At 72.4% G+C, this 16,448-nt stretch carries 16 protein-coding genes and 2 tRNA genes; 8 read left to right on the top strand and 10 right to left on the bottom strand.

Annotation, left to right across the window (positions count from 1 at the left end):
- Positions 1–124: 124 nt before the first annotated feature.
- Positions 125–1,663 carry a N,N-dimethylformamidase beta subunit family domain-containing protein gene (locus ACFQ6N_RS15275; RefSeq protein WP_380649407.1) on the top strand — a complete coding sequence of 513 codons (1,539 nt, stop codon included), beginning with the start codon at positions 125–127 and terminating at the stop codon, positions 1,661–1,663.
- An 88-nt stretch (positions 1,664–1,751) separates the two neighbouring features.
- Positions 1,752–2,651, top strand: coding sequence for a phosphoribosylaminoimidazolesuccinocarboxamide synthase (locus ACFQ6N_RS15270; RefSeq protein WP_380649405.1), 900 nt, complete (start codon positions 1,752–1,754; stop codon positions 2,649–2,651).
- Positions 2,652–2,749: 98 nt separating this feature from the next.
- Here ACFQ6N_RS15270 and ACFQ6N_RS15265 read toward each other — a convergent pair whose 3' ends face one another.
- The 7 genes from ACFQ6N_RS15265 to ACFQ6N_RS15235 form a co-directional block, all read right to left on the bottom strand.
- On the bottom strand, positions 2,750–3,373 hold the full coding sequence (locus ACFQ6N_RS15265) for a response regulator transcription factor (protein WP_380649404.1): 624 nt from the start codon (positions 3,371–3,373) through the stop codon (positions 2,750–2,752).
- Positions 3,374–3,396: 23 nt separating this feature from the next.
- Positions 3,397–4,626, bottom strand: coding sequence for a sensor histidine kinase (locus ACFQ6N_RS15260; RefSeq protein WP_380649402.1), 1,230 nt, complete (start codon positions 4,624–4,626; stop codon positions 3,397–3,399).
- Positions 4,627–4,720: 94 nt separating this feature from the next.
- Complete coding sequence (locus ACFQ6N_RS15255; protein WP_380649401.1) at positions 4,721–5,566, bottom strand: ABC transporter permease; 846 nt, start codon at positions 5,564–5,566, stop codon at positions 4,721–4,723.
- Positions 5,563–6,564: an ABC transporter ATP-binding protein gene (locus tag ACFQ6N_RS15250; RefSeq protein ID WP_380649399.1), complete on the bottom strand. Its 1,002-nt coding sequence runs from the start codon at positions 6,562–6,564 to the stop codon at positions 5,563–5,565. Before ACFQ6N_RS15250 ends, ACFQ6N_RS15255 begins: the two co-directional genes overlap by 4 nt.
- 198 nt (positions 6,565–6,762) lie before the next feature.
- Positions 6,763–6,835: transfer RNA gene (locus ACFQ6N_RS15245), tRNA-Gly, on the bottom strand.
- 39 nt (positions 6,836–6,874) lie between these two features.
- A tRNA-Gly gene (locus tag ACFQ6N_RS15240) sits at positions 6,875–6,947 on the bottom strand.
- Between the two features lie 144 nt (positions 6,948–7,091).
- The gene (locus ACFQ6N_RS15235; RefSeq protein WP_030056585.1) at positions 7,092–7,409 is read right to left on the bottom strand and encodes an Lsr2 family protein; all 318 of its coding nucleotides are present in this window, start codon (positions 7,407–7,409) and stop codon (positions 7,092–7,094) included.
- A 467-nt stretch (positions 7,410–7,876) separates the two neighbouring features.
- On the opposite strand from ACFQ6N_RS15235, the gene purS reads away from it, so the two are divergent.
- The 4 genes from purS (at position 7,877) to ACFQ6N_RS15215 (ending at position 11,956) form a co-directional block, all read left to right on the top strand.
- Positions 7,877–8,131, top strand: a complete 255-nt coding sequence (gene purS / locus ACFQ6N_RS15230; RefSeq protein ID WP_049654013.1) for a phosphoribosylformylglycinamidine synthase subunit PurS — start codon at positions 7,877–7,879, stop codon at positions 8,129–8,131.
- A complete protein-coding gene (gene purQ / locus ACFQ6N_RS15225; RefSeq protein ID WP_380649398.1) occupies positions 8,128–8,805 on the top strand; it encodes a phosphoribosylformylglycinamidine synthase subunit PurQ in 678 nt (225 codons plus the stop codon). Before purS ends, purQ begins: the two co-directional genes overlap by 4 nt.
- Positions 8,805–11,060 carry a phosphoribosylformylglycinamidine synthase subunit PurL gene (gene purL / locus ACFQ6N_RS15220; protein WP_380649397.1) on the top strand — a complete coding sequence of 752 codons (2,256 nt, stop codon included), beginning with the start codon at positions 8,805–8,807 and terminating at the stop codon, positions 11,058–11,060. The genes purQ and purL overlap by 1 nt, the downstream gene beginning before the upstream one ends.
- Before the next feature lie 83 nt (positions 11,061–11,143).
- Positions 11,144–11,956, top strand: a complete 813-nt coding sequence (locus ACFQ6N_RS15215; RefSeq protein ID WP_380649396.1) for a sterol carrier family protein — start codon at positions 11,144–11,146, stop codon at positions 11,954–11,956.
- A gap of 65 nt (positions 11,957–12,021) precedes the next feature.
- Here the strand turns inward: ACFQ6N_RS15215 and ACFQ6N_RS15210 are convergent, their stop codons facing one another.
- Entirely contained in the window at positions 12,022–12,825 is an 804-nt protein-coding gene (locus ACFQ6N_RS15210; RefSeq protein WP_380649395.1) for a DUF3152 domain-containing protein, read from the bottom strand.
- Positions 12,826–13,156: 331 nt separating this feature from the next.
- Between ACFQ6N_RS15210 and ACFQ6N_RS15205 the strand changes: the two genes are divergently transcribed.
- A complete protein-coding gene (locus ACFQ6N_RS15205) occupies positions 13,157–13,576 on the top strand; it encodes a DUF3151 domain-containing protein (protein ID WP_380649394.1) in 420 nt (139 codons plus the stop codon).
- Between the two features lie 73 nt (positions 13,577–13,649).
- Here ACFQ6N_RS15205 and fbaA read toward each other — a convergent pair whose 3' ends face one another.
- Complete coding sequence (fbaA, locus tag ACFQ6N_RS15200) at positions 13,650–14,672, bottom strand: class II fructose-bisphosphate aldolase (protein ID WP_380649393.1); 1,023 nt, start codon at positions 14,670–14,672, stop codon at positions 13,650–13,652.
- Positions 14,673–15,025: 353 nt separating this feature from the next.
- On the opposite strand from fbaA, the gene ACFQ6N_RS15195 reads away from it, so the two are divergent.
- Positions 15,026–15,742, top strand: coding sequence for a DedA family protein (locus ACFQ6N_RS15195; protein WP_380649391.1), 717 nt, complete (start codon positions 15,026–15,028; stop codon positions 15,740–15,742).
- 127 nt (positions 15,743–15,869) lie between these two features.
- On the opposite strand, the gene pyrE is transcribed toward ACFQ6N_RS15195, so the two are convergent.
- Positions 15,870–16,406 (bottom strand): orotate phosphoribosyltransferase, encoded by a 537-nt coding sequence (gene pyrE, locus ACFQ6N_RS15190; RefSeq protein ID WP_380649390.1) that lies wholly within the window; start codon positions 16,404–16,406, stop codon positions 15,870–15,872.
- Positions 16,407–16,448: the final 42 nt, after the last annotated feature.

The following is a 16,448-nucleotide window of genomic DNA, read 5'->3' as shown; positions in this document are numbered from 1 at the left end:
CGGAATTCCCGGAGCCAATTGGCACCGGAGGGTGACGGAGTGCCAGCACTCTGTGGTGTATTAGACCGCACGCACATCCGGGGGGCACGTGCCAACCGGGCGCAGTGCACCGTGGGAGGGGCGCGTGGGGATCGAACTCAACCGCCGCTGGGAGTCCGGAACGCACGCCTACAGCGTCTCCGACCCCTTCGGCCAGGGCCCGCTGCCCTGGCTGCGCAGCCCGGACCAGTACCTGGCCGACGCCGAGGGCGCCGTCCCCTGGTACGTCTCCGTGGGCGCGCCCGGCCAGCAGCCGCTGAGCGCCGGCGCCCGGCCCAAGCCGCCGGTCGGCACCCCGCAGAGCTCCAACGACGGGGACCAGCAGATCAAGGGCTTCGCCTCGGCCGGGGTGGTCCGCCCCGGCGGCTCGGTGGACTTCCGGGTCACCGTCAACCCGCCCCGCGAGTTCACCGTGAGCGTCTACCGGATCGGCCACTACGGCGGGGACGGCGCCCGCCACATCACCGACAGCCCGCTGATCGCCGGACTCGCCCAGCCCGCCCCGCTGGTGGTCGACCGGACGGTCTCCTGCCACCACTGGTGGCACTCCTGGCGGCTCCAGGTCCCGGCGCACTGGAAGCCCGGCGCGTACGTCGCCGTGCTGACCACGGCGGACCTCGCCCACCGCAGCCACATCCCGTTCACCGTGCGGGACTTCGAGGAGCAGGGCCACACCGCCGAGCTGCTCCTGGTGCTCCCGGACGTGACCTGGCAGGCGTACAACCTGTTCCCCGAGGACGGCCGCACCGGTGCCAGCCTCTACCACGCCTGGGACGACCGGGGCGGCCTGGTCGGCGAGCACGAGGCGGCCGTCACCGTCTCCTTCGACCGCCCGCACGCCACCGCCGGGCTGCCGCTGCACGTCGGCCACGCGTACGACTTCATCCGCTGGGCCGAGCGCTACGGCTACGACCTCTCCTACGCCACCGCCACCGACCTGCACGCCGGCCTGGTCGACCCGTCCCGGCACCGGGCGCTGGTCTTCCCCGGCCACGACGAGTACTGGTCCGCGCCGATGCGCCGCGCCGCCGAGCGGGCCCGGGACGGCGGCACCTCGCTGGTGTTCCTCTCCGCCAACACCATGTACTGGCGGGTCGAGCTGACCGCTGCCGCCTCCGGCGAGCCCAACCGGCTGCTCAACTGCCGCAAGCGCCAGAAGGTCGGGCCCGGCAGCCCGGCCGCGGGCGTGCCCGGCGCCTCCAGCGCGCTGTGGCGGGACGCGGGGGAGCCCGAGCAGCACCTGCTCGGCGTGCAGTACTCGGGCCGGGTGGCCGCCCCCGTCCCGCTGGTCGCCCGGCACACCGCGCACTGGCTGTGGGACGGCACCGGCCTCCAGGAGGGCGACGAACTGCCCGGACTGGTCGCCGGCGAGGCCGACCGCTACTACCCCAAGGTGGCGCTGCCCGAGCACGTCGAGCGGGTCCTGCTGGCGCACTCGCCCTACCGGGACCCGGCCGGGCGGACCCGCTACCAGGAGACCTCGCTGTACCGGGCGCCCAGCGGCGCGTACGTCTTCGCGGCCGGAACCTTCGCCTGGTCGCCCGCCCTCGGCCGCCCCGGACTGACCGACGAACGGATCCAGCGGGCCACCGCCAACCTGCTGGACCGGCTCTGCAAGAACTGAGGTCCGGCGGTCGTGAAAGACTGCGGGGGCAGTGACCTCCCCTTTCGCAGTGCCCACGCCGCGAACGACCCCTGAGGACTGAGACACCTTGAGCGGATTTGTCACCAAGCCCGAGCCGGTCCAGGTGCCCGGCCTGGTCCACCTGCACACCGGGAAGGTGCGCGACCTCTACCGCAACGAGTCGGGTGAGCTGGTCATGGTCGCCAGCGACCGGACCTCCGCCCACGACTGGGTGCTGCCGAACGAGATCCCCGACAAGGGCCGTATCCTCACCCAGCTCTCGCTGTGGTGGTTCGACCGGATCGCCGACATCGTGCCCAACCACGTGATCTCCACCGAGGTCCCGGCCGGCGCCCCCGCCGACTGGAAGGGCCGCACGCTGGTCTGCCGCAGCCTGGAGATGATCCCGGTCGAGGCGGTCGCCCGCGGTTACCTGGCCGGCTCCGGCCTGAGCGAGTACCAGGAGAGCCGTACGGTCTGCGGCATCGCGCTGCCGGAGGGCCTGGAGAACAGCTCCGAGCTGCCCGCGCCGATCTACACCCCGGCGCTCAAGGCCGAGGTCGGCGAGCACGACGAGAACGTCCCCTACGAGGAGACGGCCCGCCGGATCGGCGCCGAACTCGCCGCCCAGCTGCGCCGCACCACCCTGGACGTCTACGCCCGGGCCCGGGACATCGCCCGCGAGCGCGGCATCATCCTGGCCGACACCAAGTTCGAGTTCGGCCTGCTGGACGGCGAGCTGCTGATCGGGGACGAGGTGCTCACCCCGGACTCCTCCCGCTACTGGCCCGCCGACCAGTGGCAGCCGGGCCGTTCGCAGCCGTCCTTCGACAAGCAGCTGATCCGCGACTGGCTGGTCTCCCCGGCCTCCGGCTGGGACCGCTACAGCGAGCAGCCGCCGCCGGCGCTGCCGGCCGAGGTGGTCGAGCAGACCCGGGCCAAGTACATCGAGGTGTACGAGCGCCTGACCGGCACCACCTGGCAGTGACCCGCCCGGCGGTGAGCCGGTGATCCGGTGGCCCGCCCGGCGGTGACCCGGTGAGCCCGCGGGCACGCCCGGATCCGGCCGTGCCCGCGGGCCGGCCCTCAGATCCAGCCGTGCTCGCGGGCGATCCGCACCGCCGCGTGCCGGTTCTCCGCGCCCAGCTTGCCGGCCGCCGAGGACAGGTAGTTGCGGACGGTGCCCTGGGAGAGCGCGGCCCGGGCGGCGATCTCGGCGATCGGGGTGCCGTCCGCGGCCAGTTCCAGGACGTCCGTCTCGCGCGGGGTCAGCGGGGTCTCGCCCGCGCTGATCGCGTCCGCCGCCAGCTCCGGGTCGACGTACCGGCCGCCGGAGCGCACGGTGCGGATGATGCCGGCGAGGTCCGCCGCCGAGACGGTCTTCGGCAGGAAGCCGCGCACCCCGACCTCCAGCGCCCGCTTCAGGTAGCCCGGGCGGCCGTGGCCGGTGACGATCATGCAGCGGCAGTCCGGCAGCAGCCGGCGCAGCTCGGCGGCCACCTCGATGCCGTCCTTGCCGGGCATCTGGAGGTCCAGCACCGCGATGTCGGGCCGGTGCGACCAGGCCATCGCGAGCGCCTCCGGGCCGGTGCCGGCCTGGGCGACCACCTCGATGTCGTCCTCCAGCGAGAGCAGCGCGGCCAGCGCGCCCCGGATCAGGTGCTCGTCGTCGGCGAGCAGGACGCGGACGGGCGCGGTGGGTTCGGTCATCGGGCGGGCCTTCCTCGGGTCGCTCAGCGGGACAGCGGGACGGTGGCGAGCATCCGGAAGGTGCCGGCCTCGACGGCCGGCACGGTCAGCTCGCCGTCATGGGCGGCGAGCCGCTCGCGCAGCCCGTGCAGCCCGGTGCCGCCGCCCGGGGAGGGCAGCGGCACGGCGGGCACCCCGTCATTCTCCAGTTCCAGCACCGCCCGGCCGTCCTCCTGCCGCAGCCGGATCAGGCAGCGGCCGGCTTCGCTGTGCCGCAGCACGTTGGTGGTGGCCTCGCGGATCACCCAGCCGAACACCGACTGGACGTCCGTCGGCAGTTCGTCGGCCCGCTCGCCGAGGTCGATCTCGCAGGCGATGTCGGCGGAGCGGAGCACCGCGCGGGCGCCGATCGCCTCGGCGTGCAGGGCGGCGGTGCGGTAGCCGCGGATGACGTCGCGGACCTCGCGCTGCGACTCCTGGGCGATCCGCTGCACCTCGGCCATCTGGTCGGCGGCCTCCGGGCGGCCCCGGCGGGCGAGCTGGACGGCGAGTTCGCTCTTCAGCGCGATGGTGGTGAGGTTGCGGCCCATCACGTCGTGCAGGTCGCGGGAGAAGCGCAGCCGCTCCTCGGCGACGGCCAGCCGGGACTGGGTCTCGCGGGCGCGCTCCTGGTCCCAGACGACCGAGGTCAGCCAGGCGAAGCTGCGGCAGCTCGCCCCGATGAAGGGCAGCCCGAGGAGGGTCCCGACCAGCAGTCCGGTGGTGGTCGCGAGGCTGAGCCCGGCCAGCACCATCGCCGGGGCCACCAGCAGCACCGCGCCGACGGCGGCCAGGGCCGCCCGGGGCAGCGGGAGTCCGATGACCGTCGGGCCGAAGGAGACGTTCAGCAGGAGGACGGCGACCACGGCGGTGTACGAGGGGCCCTGGTGGCTGTCCGCCCCGCCGCCGGCCGGGCCGGCCAGGACGACGGCCCAGGAGCCCGCCACCGTGAACGCCCCGTTGACGGCCAGCCAGCGCAGGTGGTCGGTGGGGCGCTTGAGGTAGTGGTCGAGCGAGGTGCGGATGGCCCGGAGGTTCAGCAGCGTCGAGGCGAGCGCGACGAGCAGGGCGATCCGGGTGGCGCCGACGGACTGCTGGGGGTCGGGCTGCGAGCCGGCGAGGACCAGCGTGGTCGGGAGCAGCACCAGCGGCATCAGGTAGGTCGACCAGCGGAGGTAGAGCTCGGAGCGCTGGGGGTTGCCGTAGCCCTTCCAGACCCGCCAGGGTGACCGCATTGCCATCTCTTCCGCCCCCAGTTCGACCACGATCATGCGGTTGCCTTCATATCAGAGGTCGAACGGAGGGTGGTCCTTCGGATCACCTGCGTGGTCAGCGGCGCGGCTCCCAGCGGAAGTACCGCACCGCGCCCCAGACCGCCAGGCCCAGCCAGATCGCTCCGGTGACCAGGTGCGGGGCGGCGGCGCCCCAGCTGCCGGCGAAGCCGGTCGCGGCGGCGGAGCCGTCGGTGCCGAACCAGCCGACGCGGATCAGCTGGAAGGCCGGGGTGGTCGGCAGCAGGCGGCAGATGTCGGCCAGCTGCGCGGGCATGGTCTCCAGCGGGAAGAACAGGCCGGAGCCGAGCTGGATGACCAGCATGACCGGCAGGGTGGTGATGCCGGCGCTCTCCACGGTCCTGGTGAAGGCGCTGGACAGCGCGGCCAGGGCGATCATGGTGGCCAGGACCAGGACCAGGCCGACCAGCATCAGCAGCGGGTTGACCGGCACGGACAGGTGCAGTCCGACGGTGCCGCCGATCCCGATCACGGCGGCCATCAGCAGGCCGAGCGCCAGCGAGGGGACGGCCGTGCCGAGCAGGATCTCGATGTCCCGGGCCTCGCCGGTGCGCAGCCGCTTGAGGACCAGCTCGCCGCGCCGGCCGACGTAGGCGGCGGTCAGGTTGTAGTAGACGACGAAGGACAGCATCATCCCGACCGAGCCGTAGACCAGCAGCGAGTCGACGTCCAGCCCGGGGTTGCTCTCGGCCTGCTGGGCGAGCGTGCCCCGCAGGGTGACGACCAGGAACAGCGGCAGCAGCAGGGCGGTGAACATGGCCGTGCGGTTGCGCAGCAGCAGGGTGGCCTCGGCGCGGCCGAGGGCGAGCAGGCGGCGGACGGCGGTGCTCTGCGGGCCGGTGGCGGCGGCGGAGCCGACGGTGGCGGTGGCGGCGGTGGTCATCGGGCGGATCCGATCAGGCGGCGGCGGGCGGGGGCGGCGGGGGTCTGCGGCGGGGCCTGGTGGGCGGCCTCGGAGGCGATGGCGAGGAAGGCCTCCTCCAGCGAGGCGCTGCGGGCGTCCAGGGCGCCGAGCGCGATCCCGTGCAGGTGGGCCCAGCCGAGCAGGTCGTGGAGGGTCCGCTGGAGGTCGGTGGTCTGCACGATGACCTTGCGGCCGTCGACGGTGACCTCGGCGGTGGCGAGCAGCGGGAGCGAGACCCCGGTGAACCCGGGCAGCTCGAAGGCGATCCGGGACGGACGGCCGGCGATCACCTCGGCGACGGTGCCGGTGGTGACGACCCGGCCGCCGTGCATGATGGCCAGCCGGTCGGCCAGCTCCTCGGCCTCCTCCAGGTAGTGCGTGGTGAGCAGCACGGTGGTGCCCTGGGCGCGCAGCTCGCGGACCAGCCGCCAGACGGCGGAGCGCGCCTCGGGGTCGAGGCCGGTGCTGGGCTCGTCCAGGAAGAGCACCTCGGGGCGGCCGAGCAGGGCCATCGCGAGGTCGAGCCGGCGCCGTTCGCCGCCGGACAGCTGCTTGACCCGGACGTCGCGGCGGTGGGCGAGGCCGACCAGTTCCAGCGCCTCTCCGACCGGGCGGGCGCCGCTGGTCGTCCCGGCCCAGGCGCGGCCGGTCTCGGCGACGGTGAGGTCGCCGGGGAAGCCGCCCTCCTGGAGCATGATGCCGATCCGCGGGCGGACGGCGGCGCGCTCCCGGTGGGGGTCGTGGCCGAGCACCCGGACGGTGCCGCCGCCGGGGGCGGCCAGGCCTTCGATGACCTCCATGGTGGAGGTCTTGCCCGCTCCGTTGGTGCCGAGCAGGGCGAACAGTTCACCGCGGCCGACGGCCAGGTCGACGCCCCGCACGGCGTGGTAGGCGCTGGTGCCGCTGCCGTAGTGGCGGTGCAGGTCGGTGACCTCGATCACGCTGTCGCTGGGGCGGGAGGGCCGGCTCGTTTCCATGCCCCAAGCCTTCCGCCGCCCCGGCCGCGCGGGCAGTGCGCGCCGTCATGACATCGCCGTGGGGATCCACGGGTCGGCGATGACAAATGTCATGGGGGTGCGGTTCGGGCCGAATTCGCGACGGGAACGTGCGGGGCCGGGCGGGAACGTGCGGGAATGCCGAAGGGCCCCCTCTTCCGAGGGAGCCCTTCGTATCTGAGCGGACGACGAGATTCGAACTCGCGACCCTCACCTTGGCAAGGTGATGCTCTACCAACTGAGCCACGTCCGCAGGTCAAGATATTGAGTTGTGCTGTGCTCGCGCACTGCGAGCGGACGACGAGATTCGAACTCGCGACCCTCACCTTGGCAAGGTGATGCTCTACCAACTGAGCCACGTCCGCATGGTGCCTGGTGGGGCACCCGCCGCCTCTTCGGATCTCTCCGTTGCGGCGACGAGGATTACTCTACAGCATCGCTCGGGGTGGTCGCCCCACCCTTTCGGTCCAGGCGGGCGGGGCGACCGGGGGAACGGAGTCCCGGACGGCTCAGTTCGCCTCGGCGAAGGCCTCGTAGACGTGCTTGGGGATGCGGCCGCGGGCCGGCAGTTCCATGCCGCGGGACAGGGCCCAGGCGCGCACGGCGGCCGGGTCCGGGGTGAGGGCGGTGCGCCGGAAGGACTTTCCGGTGCGGCTCTGGCGGCGCCCCGCGGCGACGAACGGAGCGAGGGCCTCCCGCAGCTTTTCCGCGTTGTCCACGGACAGGTCGATCTCGTACGACTTCCCGTCGACGCCGAAGTGGACGGTTTCCGCGGCTGCGCCGCCGTCCAGGTCGTCGGAGAGCGTGACAACTACACGCTGAGCCATGGGTGTCAATCCTCTCGGCAATTCGGCCACCGGTCCGCGGGGGTACGCCCGGGGCCTGATGTGCACCAACTCGCGCAAGCGCATACGGGCGGACCGGGTGGCCCGCCTGGTACGCAGCACTTGCCGCGACAGGTGGCCCTATTCTGCACCCGAAGGGGGCCGAAATCGAAGAGTCCGGCATTCTTTTCCGGATATTCACGTGTCTTCGCGGTACTGCCGGATACCGGTGTACGGGACGGACGGATCTGTCCCCAAGTGCCGTATTCGGGTGTTCTTCGGGCGGTGCCGTTGGGGGCGCCGAATCCGGGGAAACCGGGCGTCCCTGACGGGGGGTGAGGCTCCTGGATCCCTTGTGCCGTAAGGGGCCCGGGTCTACGCGCGTCGCTATCCCCGGCCAGCAATCCCGCCCGGAACCACCGGTAGTCTGGAGTTCCCCCGCCTCACCGAAGACACCACCGGGAGTGCCAGTGGCACGCGTCGTAGTCGACGTCATGCTCAAGCCGGAGATCCTCGACCCCCAGGGCCAGGCGGTGCAGCGTGCACTGCCCCGTCTCGGATTCACCGGGATCGCCGACGTCCGCCAGGGCAAGCGTTTCGAGCTGGATGTGGAGGGCCCGGTCGACGACGCGGCGCTCGCCCGTATCCGCGAAGCCGCCGAGACCTTTCTCGCCAACACCGTGATCGAGGACTTCACCGTCCGGGTCGAGGAGGAGGGCAAGTGACCACCCGCGTCGGCGTCGTCACTTTCCCCGGCTCCCTCGACGACCGCGACGCCCAGCGGGCGGTCCGTCTCGCCGGCGCCGAGCCGGTCGCCCTCTGGCACCGTGACAAGGATCTCCACCAGGTCGACGCCGTCGTCCTGCCGGGCGGATTCAGTTACGGCGACTATCTGCGCTGCGGCGCCATCTCCCGCTTCTCGCCGGTGATGGAGACCGTCATCGAGCAGGCGAAGCTCGGAATGCCGGTGCTCGGTATCTGCAACGGCTTCCAGGTGCTCTGCGAATCCCACCTGCTGCCGGGCGCGCTCACCCGCAACGACTCGCTGCACTTCATCTGCCGCGACCAGAAGCTGCGGATCGAGAACGCCGGCACCGCCTGGACCCGGGATTACTCGGCGGGCCAGGAAATCGTCGTGCCGCTGAAGAACGGCGAGGGCCGGTTCGTCGCGGACGCGCACGTCCTCGACGAGCTGGAGGCGGAGGGCCGGGTCGTCGCCCGTTACCTGGACGTCAACCCGAACGGTTCGTACCGCGACATCGCCGGCATCAGCAACGCCGCCGGCAATGTCGTCGGCCTGATGCCGCACCCGGAGCACGCCGTGGAGTCGCTCACCGGTCCGACCACCGAGGGCCTGGGCTTCTTCACTTCCGTCCTGAAGCAGCTGGTGAACGCCTGATGAGCCTCGACACCGTCAAGAACGCCGAGCAGACCCCGGACGCCGCCCAGCCCTGGGCCGAACTCGGCCTCAAGCAGGACGAGTACACCCGCATCCGGGAGATTCTCGGCCGGCGCCCCACCGGCGCCGAACTCGCGATGTACTCGGTCATGTGGTCGGAGCACTGTTCGTACAAGAGCAGCAAGGTCCACCTGAAGCAGTTCGGCGACAAGAAGCCGGATTCGGACGCGATGCTCGTCGGCATCGGCGAGAACGCCGGTGTGGTCGACGTCGGCCAGGGCTACGCGGTCACCTTCAAGGTCGAGTCGCACAACCACCCGTCGTACATCGAGCCCTACCAGGGCGCGGCCACCGGCATCGGCGGCATCGTGCGCGACATCCTGGCGATGGGCGCCCGCCCGGTCGCCGTGATGGACCCGCTGCGCTTCGGCGCGGCCGACCACCCGGACACCCGGCGGGTGCTGCCCGGGATCGTCGCGGGCATCGGCGGCTACGGCAACTGCCTGGGCCTGCCCAACATCGGCGGCGAGGTCGTCTTCGACTCCTGCTACCAGGGCAACCCGCTGGTCAACGCGCTGTGCGTGGGCGTCATGAAGCACGAGGACATCCACCTCGCGCAGGCCTCCGGCGCCGGCAACAAGGTCATCCTGTACGGCGCCCGCACCGGCGGCGACGGCATCGGCGGCGTCTCGGTGCTGGCCTCCGAGACCTTCGACGACACCAAGCCGGCCAAGCGCCCGGCGGTCCAGGTCGGCGACCCGTTCCAGGAGAAGCTCCTGATCGAGTGCACCCTGGAGATCTTCCGCGAGAAGCTCGTCAAGGGCATCCAGGACCTCGGCGGCGCCGGGCTGTCCTGCGCCACCAGCGAGCTGGCCTCGGCCGGCTCCGGCGGCATGCGGATCGAGCTCGACACCGTGCACCTGCGCGACCACACGCTCTCGCCCGAGGAGATCCTCATGAGCGAGTCGCAGGAGCGCATGTGCGCGATCGTGGAGCCCGACAAGGTCGACCGCTTCCTGGAGATCTGCGAGAAGTGGGACGTCATCGCCAACGTCATCGGTGAGGTGACCGACGGCGAGCGCCTGGAGATCTTCTGGCACGGCGAGCTCGTGGTGGACGTCCCGCCGCGCACCGTCGCCCACGAGGGCCCGACCTACGAGCGCCCGTACGCCCGCCCGAGCTGGCAGGACGCGCTCCAGGCCGACGCCCCGACCGCCGAGCGGCTGGCCCGCCCGACCACCGGCGAGGGCCTCAAGGCCGACCTGCTGAAGGTCGCGAGCCACCCGAACCAGGCCTCCAAGTCCTGGATCACCGACCAGTACGACCGCTACGTGCTCGGCAACACCGTGCTCTCGGTCGGCGAGGACTCGGGCATGATCCGGATCGACGAGGAGACCAACCTCGGCGTCTCGGTCGCCACCGACGGCAACGGCCGCTTCGCCAAGCTGGACCCGTACACCGGCGCCCAACTGGCCCTGGCCGAGGCGTACCGCAACGTCGCGGCCGGCGGCGCCAAGCCGCTCGCCGTCTCCGACTGCCTCAACTTCGGCTCCCCCGAGGACCCGGACGTGATGTGGCAGTTCGCCGAGGCCACCCGCGGCCTGGCCGACGCCTGCCTGGTGCTCGGCACCCCGGTCACCGGCGGCAACGTCTCGCTGTACAACCAGACCGGCGAGGTCGCCATCCACCCGACCCCGGTGGTCGCGGTGCTCGGCGTCATCGACGACGTCACCCGGCGCACCCCGCTGGCCTTCGCCGAGGAGGGGCAGCTGCTCTACCTGCTCGGCGACACGGCGGACGAGCTCGGCGGCTCGGCCTGGTCCCAGGCCGTCCACGACCACCTCGGCGGTCTGCCGCCCAAGGTCGACCTGGAGCGCGAGCGGCTGCTCGGCGACATCCTGATCGCCGCCTCGCGCGACGGCATGATCGACGCCGCGCACGACCTCTCCGACGGCGGCCTCGGCCAGGCGCTCGTGGAGAGCTGCCTCAAGGGCGGCCACGGCGCGCGGATCATCGTGCCCGAGGGCGCCGACCCGTTCGTCCTGCTGTTCTCGGAGTCGGCCGGCCGCGCCGTCGTGGCCGTGCCGCGCAGCGAGGAGCTCCGCTTCAACGACATGTGCACCGCGCGTGGCCTGCCGGCCACCCGGATCGGTGTCGTGGACGGCGAAGCCCTCGACGTCCAGGGCCAGTTCAGCGTCTCGCTGGCGGAGCTGAAGGACGCCCACACCGGCGTCATCGAGGCCCTGCTGGGCTGACGGCCGCACCGGCCCGACGCACGCGTACGCCGAGGGACGGACGGTCCGACCGGACCGTCCGTCCCTCGGCGTATGTTGGGGCCATGCCTGCCAAGTCCCGTACCTACCAACCGCAGAAGGTCCGTGCCGCGCTGGCCGCCCAGACAGGGGCACTGCGCGCCGCCGTGGACGCGCTCGACACCGGGCAGCTGGACCTGCCGACCAGGCTGGGGGACTGGCGGGTCCGGGAGCTGCTCGCGCACCTCGCCGTCCAACTCGACTACGTCCCGGCGCACCTGGACGATCCACAGGAGGGGCGGGCCCCGCTGGACCTGCTCGGCTGGGTGGCCGCGGTCGGTACCGTCGCCCCGCTGCTGGACGAGCAGGCCCGGGTGCGGGCCGGGGCGGACTTCGGCGGCGACGCGGCCTCGGTGGCAGCGGCCTTCGGGCGGTCCGCCGACGCGCTGACCGGGCTGCTGGAGAAGCCCGAAGCCGCCGACCCGGCACGGCGGTTCGAGATCCGGCTGGGCTCGATGGCGCTCTCCGACATGCTGGTGACCAGGCTGGTGGAGACGGTCGTGCACGCCGACGACCTGGCCGCCGCGCTCGGCCCGGCGGCCTTCCCGCACGACCGCCAGGCCGTCGCCGCCGTCACCCGGCTGCTCGCCGACGCCTTCGCCGACCGCGCCCCGGGCGGCGCGGTCGAGCTGCGGATCCCGCCGTACGCCGTGGTGCAGGCCGTCGAGGGCCCCCGGCACACCCGGGGCACCCCGCCCAACGTGGTCGAGACCGACCCGCTGACCTGGATCCGGCTGGCCACCGGGCGGGCCGACTGGGCGGCGGCGGTGGAGTCGGCGGCGGTCGCCGCCTCCGGGGAGCGCAGCGACCTGGCGGCCCACCTGCCGGTGCTGGGCTGAACCCCTGGGTGGCGCCTGCCGGGGGTCGGCGGGCCAGGGGACGGTGGGCTTGGGGGACGGCGGGCTTAGGGGACGGCGGGCCCGCTCAGGTAGGTGCCGTCCGCGGTGTACGGCCAGGCGTTGGGCGTGCAGCCCTTGAGGCCGTAGATCTGCTGCATCATCGCGGGCGCGGGCTTGCCGGGGCCGGGGCAGTCCTCGTGCCCGTGGCCGATCCGGTGGCCGACCTCGTGGTTGACGATCAGTGCCCGGTACTCGTCGACCGGTCCGCTGAACTGCGGTGAACCGGTTTTCCAGCGCTTGGAGTTGACGACCACCTGGTTGCCGACGTTGCAGTTGACCTCGCCGTGGGTGTCCAGGCCGGAGGCGCCGCAGATCCGGTCCACGGTGGCGGGCGAGGCGATCTTCACGGTGAAGTCGTACGGGCCGCCGGCGACCAGCTGGAAGGCGTTCCTGCGGTCGTTGGTCCAGCCGCGCGGGTCGCCGAGGACGCCGTGGACCTGGGCGGCGGCGGCCGCGGCGTCGATCCCGATGCCGTCCTCGACCTCGACCCGGTAGCGGCGTACGGTGCCGCGTCCGACGGCCTTGGCGGTGGCCGGGGCGACGGTGAAGGTGCCCGCGCCCTTGGTGGGGCCCGGGTCGGGTGCGGCCGGGGTGACTGCCGGGGCCGGTGGCGGTGGCGGCGGGGGCGTCGGGGTGGGGAGCTGATCCGGGGTCGGGTCCTGGGCGGGCGCCGCCGTGGCGGTCTCCTCGCCGGCCGGGGCGATCCGCGCCTGGGTGGTCGGGGCGGCGGCCGGTGTACCGGTGGTCCGGTTCAGCACGACGGCCGTGCCGCCCAGCACCAGGACGGACAACACCAGTGCCGTGAGCATGCCAGGGCCGAACCTCCGAGCCGGCCGACGGCGTCTCCGGCCCCGGTTGCGGTGCGGGGCGGCTCGCCTCTCGGCGGGTCGGACTGCGGGCACGAGCGTCACCCTGGCATGGCGAACGGGTGAATGTCCATGTACCCGGTATGCAGCTCCGGAGCCCCGCGCCTGGCCCGCACCGGCGGCCGGCGGACAGGACCGAGGGACCGGACCGGCGGGCAGGACCGGCGGCAGGAGGGCGGGACCGCGGTGACCGTCCGGCACCGGCCGGCCCCCGGCGGTCGCCGACCGCGGTCCGACGGTTGACCCCTGCGTTCCGGGTGGCAGACTTCAGGGCATGGCGATTCACAGGAACCTGCTCGACGGTCCCGAACCCACCCTCCTGCCCGAGGAGGAGCGGCCCTACCGGATGCTCGCGGAGGAGTCGGCCTCACCCACCCAGGTGGCGGCCGAGTTCCCGTCCTTCTGCCTCGCGTGGGCCATGCTCGCCGACGACGCCAACGCGGCCGGCCGCTACGTCGAGTCGTACGCCTACGCGCGCACCGGCTACCACCGGGGCCTGGACGCGCTGCGGCGCAGCGGCTGGAAGGGCCACGGCCCGGTGCCGTGGGAGCACCGCGGCAACCGCGGCTTCCTGCGCTGCCTGGCCGGGCTCGCGAGGGCGGCCGGCGCGATCAAGGAGACCGAGGAGGAGGCCCGCTGCTGGCAGTTCCTGAAGGACAGCAGCGCGGAGGCGTACGCCGAGCTCAAGCAGTAACCGACCGGACGTGCGGGTGCCCCCGGCGGAGGACCGCCGGGGGCACCCGTGTCTCACGCGGCGACCGCGAGGGTCACTTCAGGCGCTTGCCGGCCGAACGCAGCTGCTCGGCGGCCTCGCGCACGCGGGCGGCCATGCCGGCCTCGGCGAGCTTGCCCCAGGTGCGCGGGTCGTAGGTGTTCTTCTTGCCGACCTCGCCGTCGACCTTCAGCACGCCGTCGTAGTTGGCGAACATGTGGCCGGCCACCGGGCGGGTGAAGGCGTACTGGGTGTCGGTGTCCAGGTTCATCTTCACGACGCCGTTCTCCAGCGCCGTGGCGATCTCCTCGGTGGAGGAGCCCGAGCCGCCGTGGAAGACGAAGTCGAACGGGTCGGTCTTGCCGTACTGCTTGCCGATCGCGTCCTGCAGCTCGCGCAGCAGCTCCGGCTTCAGCACGACGTTGCCCGGCTTGTACACGCCGTGCACGTTGCCGAACGAGGCGGCCAGCAGGTAGCGGCCCCGCTCGCCCAGGCCCAGCGCCTCGGCGGTGCGCACGACGTCGTTGACCGTGGTGTACAGCTCGTCGTTGATCTCGTGGGTGACGCCGTCCTCCTCGCCACCGGTCGGGGTGATCTCGACCTCGAGGATGATCTTGGCGGCGGCGGCCTGGGCCAGCAGCTCCTCGGCGATGGCCAGGTTGTCGGAGAGGGTCTCCGCGGAGCCGTCCCACATGTGCGACTGGAACAGCGGGTTCTCGCCCTTGGCCACGCGCTCGGCGGAGACCGCCAGCAGCGGGCGGACGTAGCCGTCCAGCTTGTCCTTGGGGCAGTGGTCGGTGTGCAGCGCGACGGTGATGTCGTACTTGGCGGCGACGATGTGGGCGAACTCGGCGAGCGCGACGGCGCCGGTCACCATGTCCTTGCTGTGCTGGCCGCCCAGGAACTCCGCGCCACCGGTCGAGATCTGGATGATGCCGTCGCTCTCGGCCTCGGCGAAGCCACGCAGCGCGGCGTGCAGGGTCTGCGAGGAGGTGACATTGATGGCCGGGTAGGCGAACTTGCCCGCCTTGGCCCGGTCGAGCATCTCGTTGTAGACCTCGGGAGTTGCGATGGGCATGCGATCCGCTCCTGTCGGGTTGCGGCGTACGGACGGGTGCTGTCCGACGCTGTGTACGCCTTCGTGAAGACTCCGTGCCGGCCCGCCGACGCGCGGCGTTGCGGTGTGGCTCTCCGGCACCAAGGTTCGAGGCGACCTCCGCGGGACAGCCATGAGGGTGGTGAGCAGCCGCGGACCGGACGCCTGGGCCATCTTCCCAGACTCGTGCCCGCAGGTCAGCAGGAGCCCGCCTGTCGGAACGCCGCAGGGCGCGCCCGCCGGCCGGGGCGGGTCCGCCTCCGGCGGGGCCCAACCGGGCCGTCCGGGCACGGTACGCCCGCTCGTCCGCAAGGTACGCCCGCTATCCTGCGCCCGTGGACTACAACCAGCTGGCCGTCAATGTGCTTGACGCCAAATCCCTGATCTCGTCCCTCGGCGCCATCGGGCTGATCGCGATCATCTTCGCGGAGACCGGCCTGCTGGTCGGCTTCTTCTTCCCGGGGGACTCGCTGCTGATCCTCGCGGGCGTCGCCGCCTCGAACGCCGCCTCGTCGGTGCTCGGCGACGGTGCCAAGCTGCCGATCGCGGTCCTGCTCGTCGGCTGCCCGATCGCGGCGATCGCCGGTGCCCAGCTGGGACACCTGATCGGGGTCAAGGTCGGGCCGAAGATGTTCGACAAGCCCGACTCGAAGATCTTCCGCCGCGAGTACGTGGTGAAGGCCGAGGAGTACTTCAACAAGTTCGGCTCCGGCAAGGCCGTGGTGCTGGCGCGCTTCATGCCCATCATCCGCACCTTCCTGAACCCGGTCGCCGGGACCCTGGAGATGCCCGCCAAGACGTTCTTCCTGTGGAACGTCGTCGGCGGTGTGCTCTGGACCGAGTCCATGCTGCTGATCGGCTACTTCTTCGGCGACGCGCTCGCCCCGGTCATCGACAAGTACCTGATCCCGGCGGTGCTGCTGATCGTCCTGCTGTCGATCTCGCCGATCCTGATCGAGGTCATGCGCGAGCGGAAGAAGAAGAAGGCCGGCGGCGCCGAGAGCGTCGAGGAGACCCCGGCCCAGGCGAGCGGCCGGCACCGGCGCGGCTGAGCACCGGGCCCACAGCCGAGGGCCGGGTCCGTTCCACGTGTTTCACGTGAAACGGACCCGGCCCTCTGTCGTACGTCGTCGTCCGTCGTCGTCCGGGGGATCCGCTGTGGGCGTTCGCCCGTGCGGGTCAGAGGCCCAGGTCGTCCAGGTCGTACGCGGTCACGTACTCCAGGCCCTGCGCCTCGACGGCACCCGCGCCGCCGCGCTCCACGATCACCGCGACGCCGACCACCACGGCGCCCGCCTCGCGCAGCGCCTCGACGGCGGTCAGCACCGAGCCGCCGGTGGTGGAGGTGTCCTCGACCGCCAGCACCCGGCGGCCCTTCACCTCAGGGCCCTCGATCCGGCGCTGCAGGCCGTGCGCCTTGCCGGTCTTGCGGACCACGAAGGCGTCCAGCTTCTGCCCCCGCGCGGCGGCGGCGTGCAGCATCGAGGCGGCCACCGGGTCGGCACCCAGGGTCAGCCCGCCGACGGCGTCGTACTCCAGGTGCGAGGTCGCGTCCAGCATCACCCGGCCGACCAGCGGGGCGGCCTCGCCGTCCAGCGTGATCCGGCGAAGGTCGACGTAGTAGTCGGCCTCCTTGCCGGAGGAGAGGGTGACCTTGCCGTGCACGACGGCCTTGTCCTTGATCTGTGCCAGCAGGGCGTCGCGGTCGTTGCTCATGAGCGTTCAGTCTAGGGCCTGTCCTCCGGCCCCGCCGACGAC

The sequence above is a fragment of the Kitasatospora sp. NPDC056446 genome, assembly GCF_042796115.1.
GTDB lineage: Bacteria > Actinomycetota > Actinomycetes > Streptomycetales > Streptomycetaceae > Kitasatospora.
Note: the sequence above shows the minus strand (reverse complement) of the source record. Positions and strands in the feature narration are given on the sequence as shown.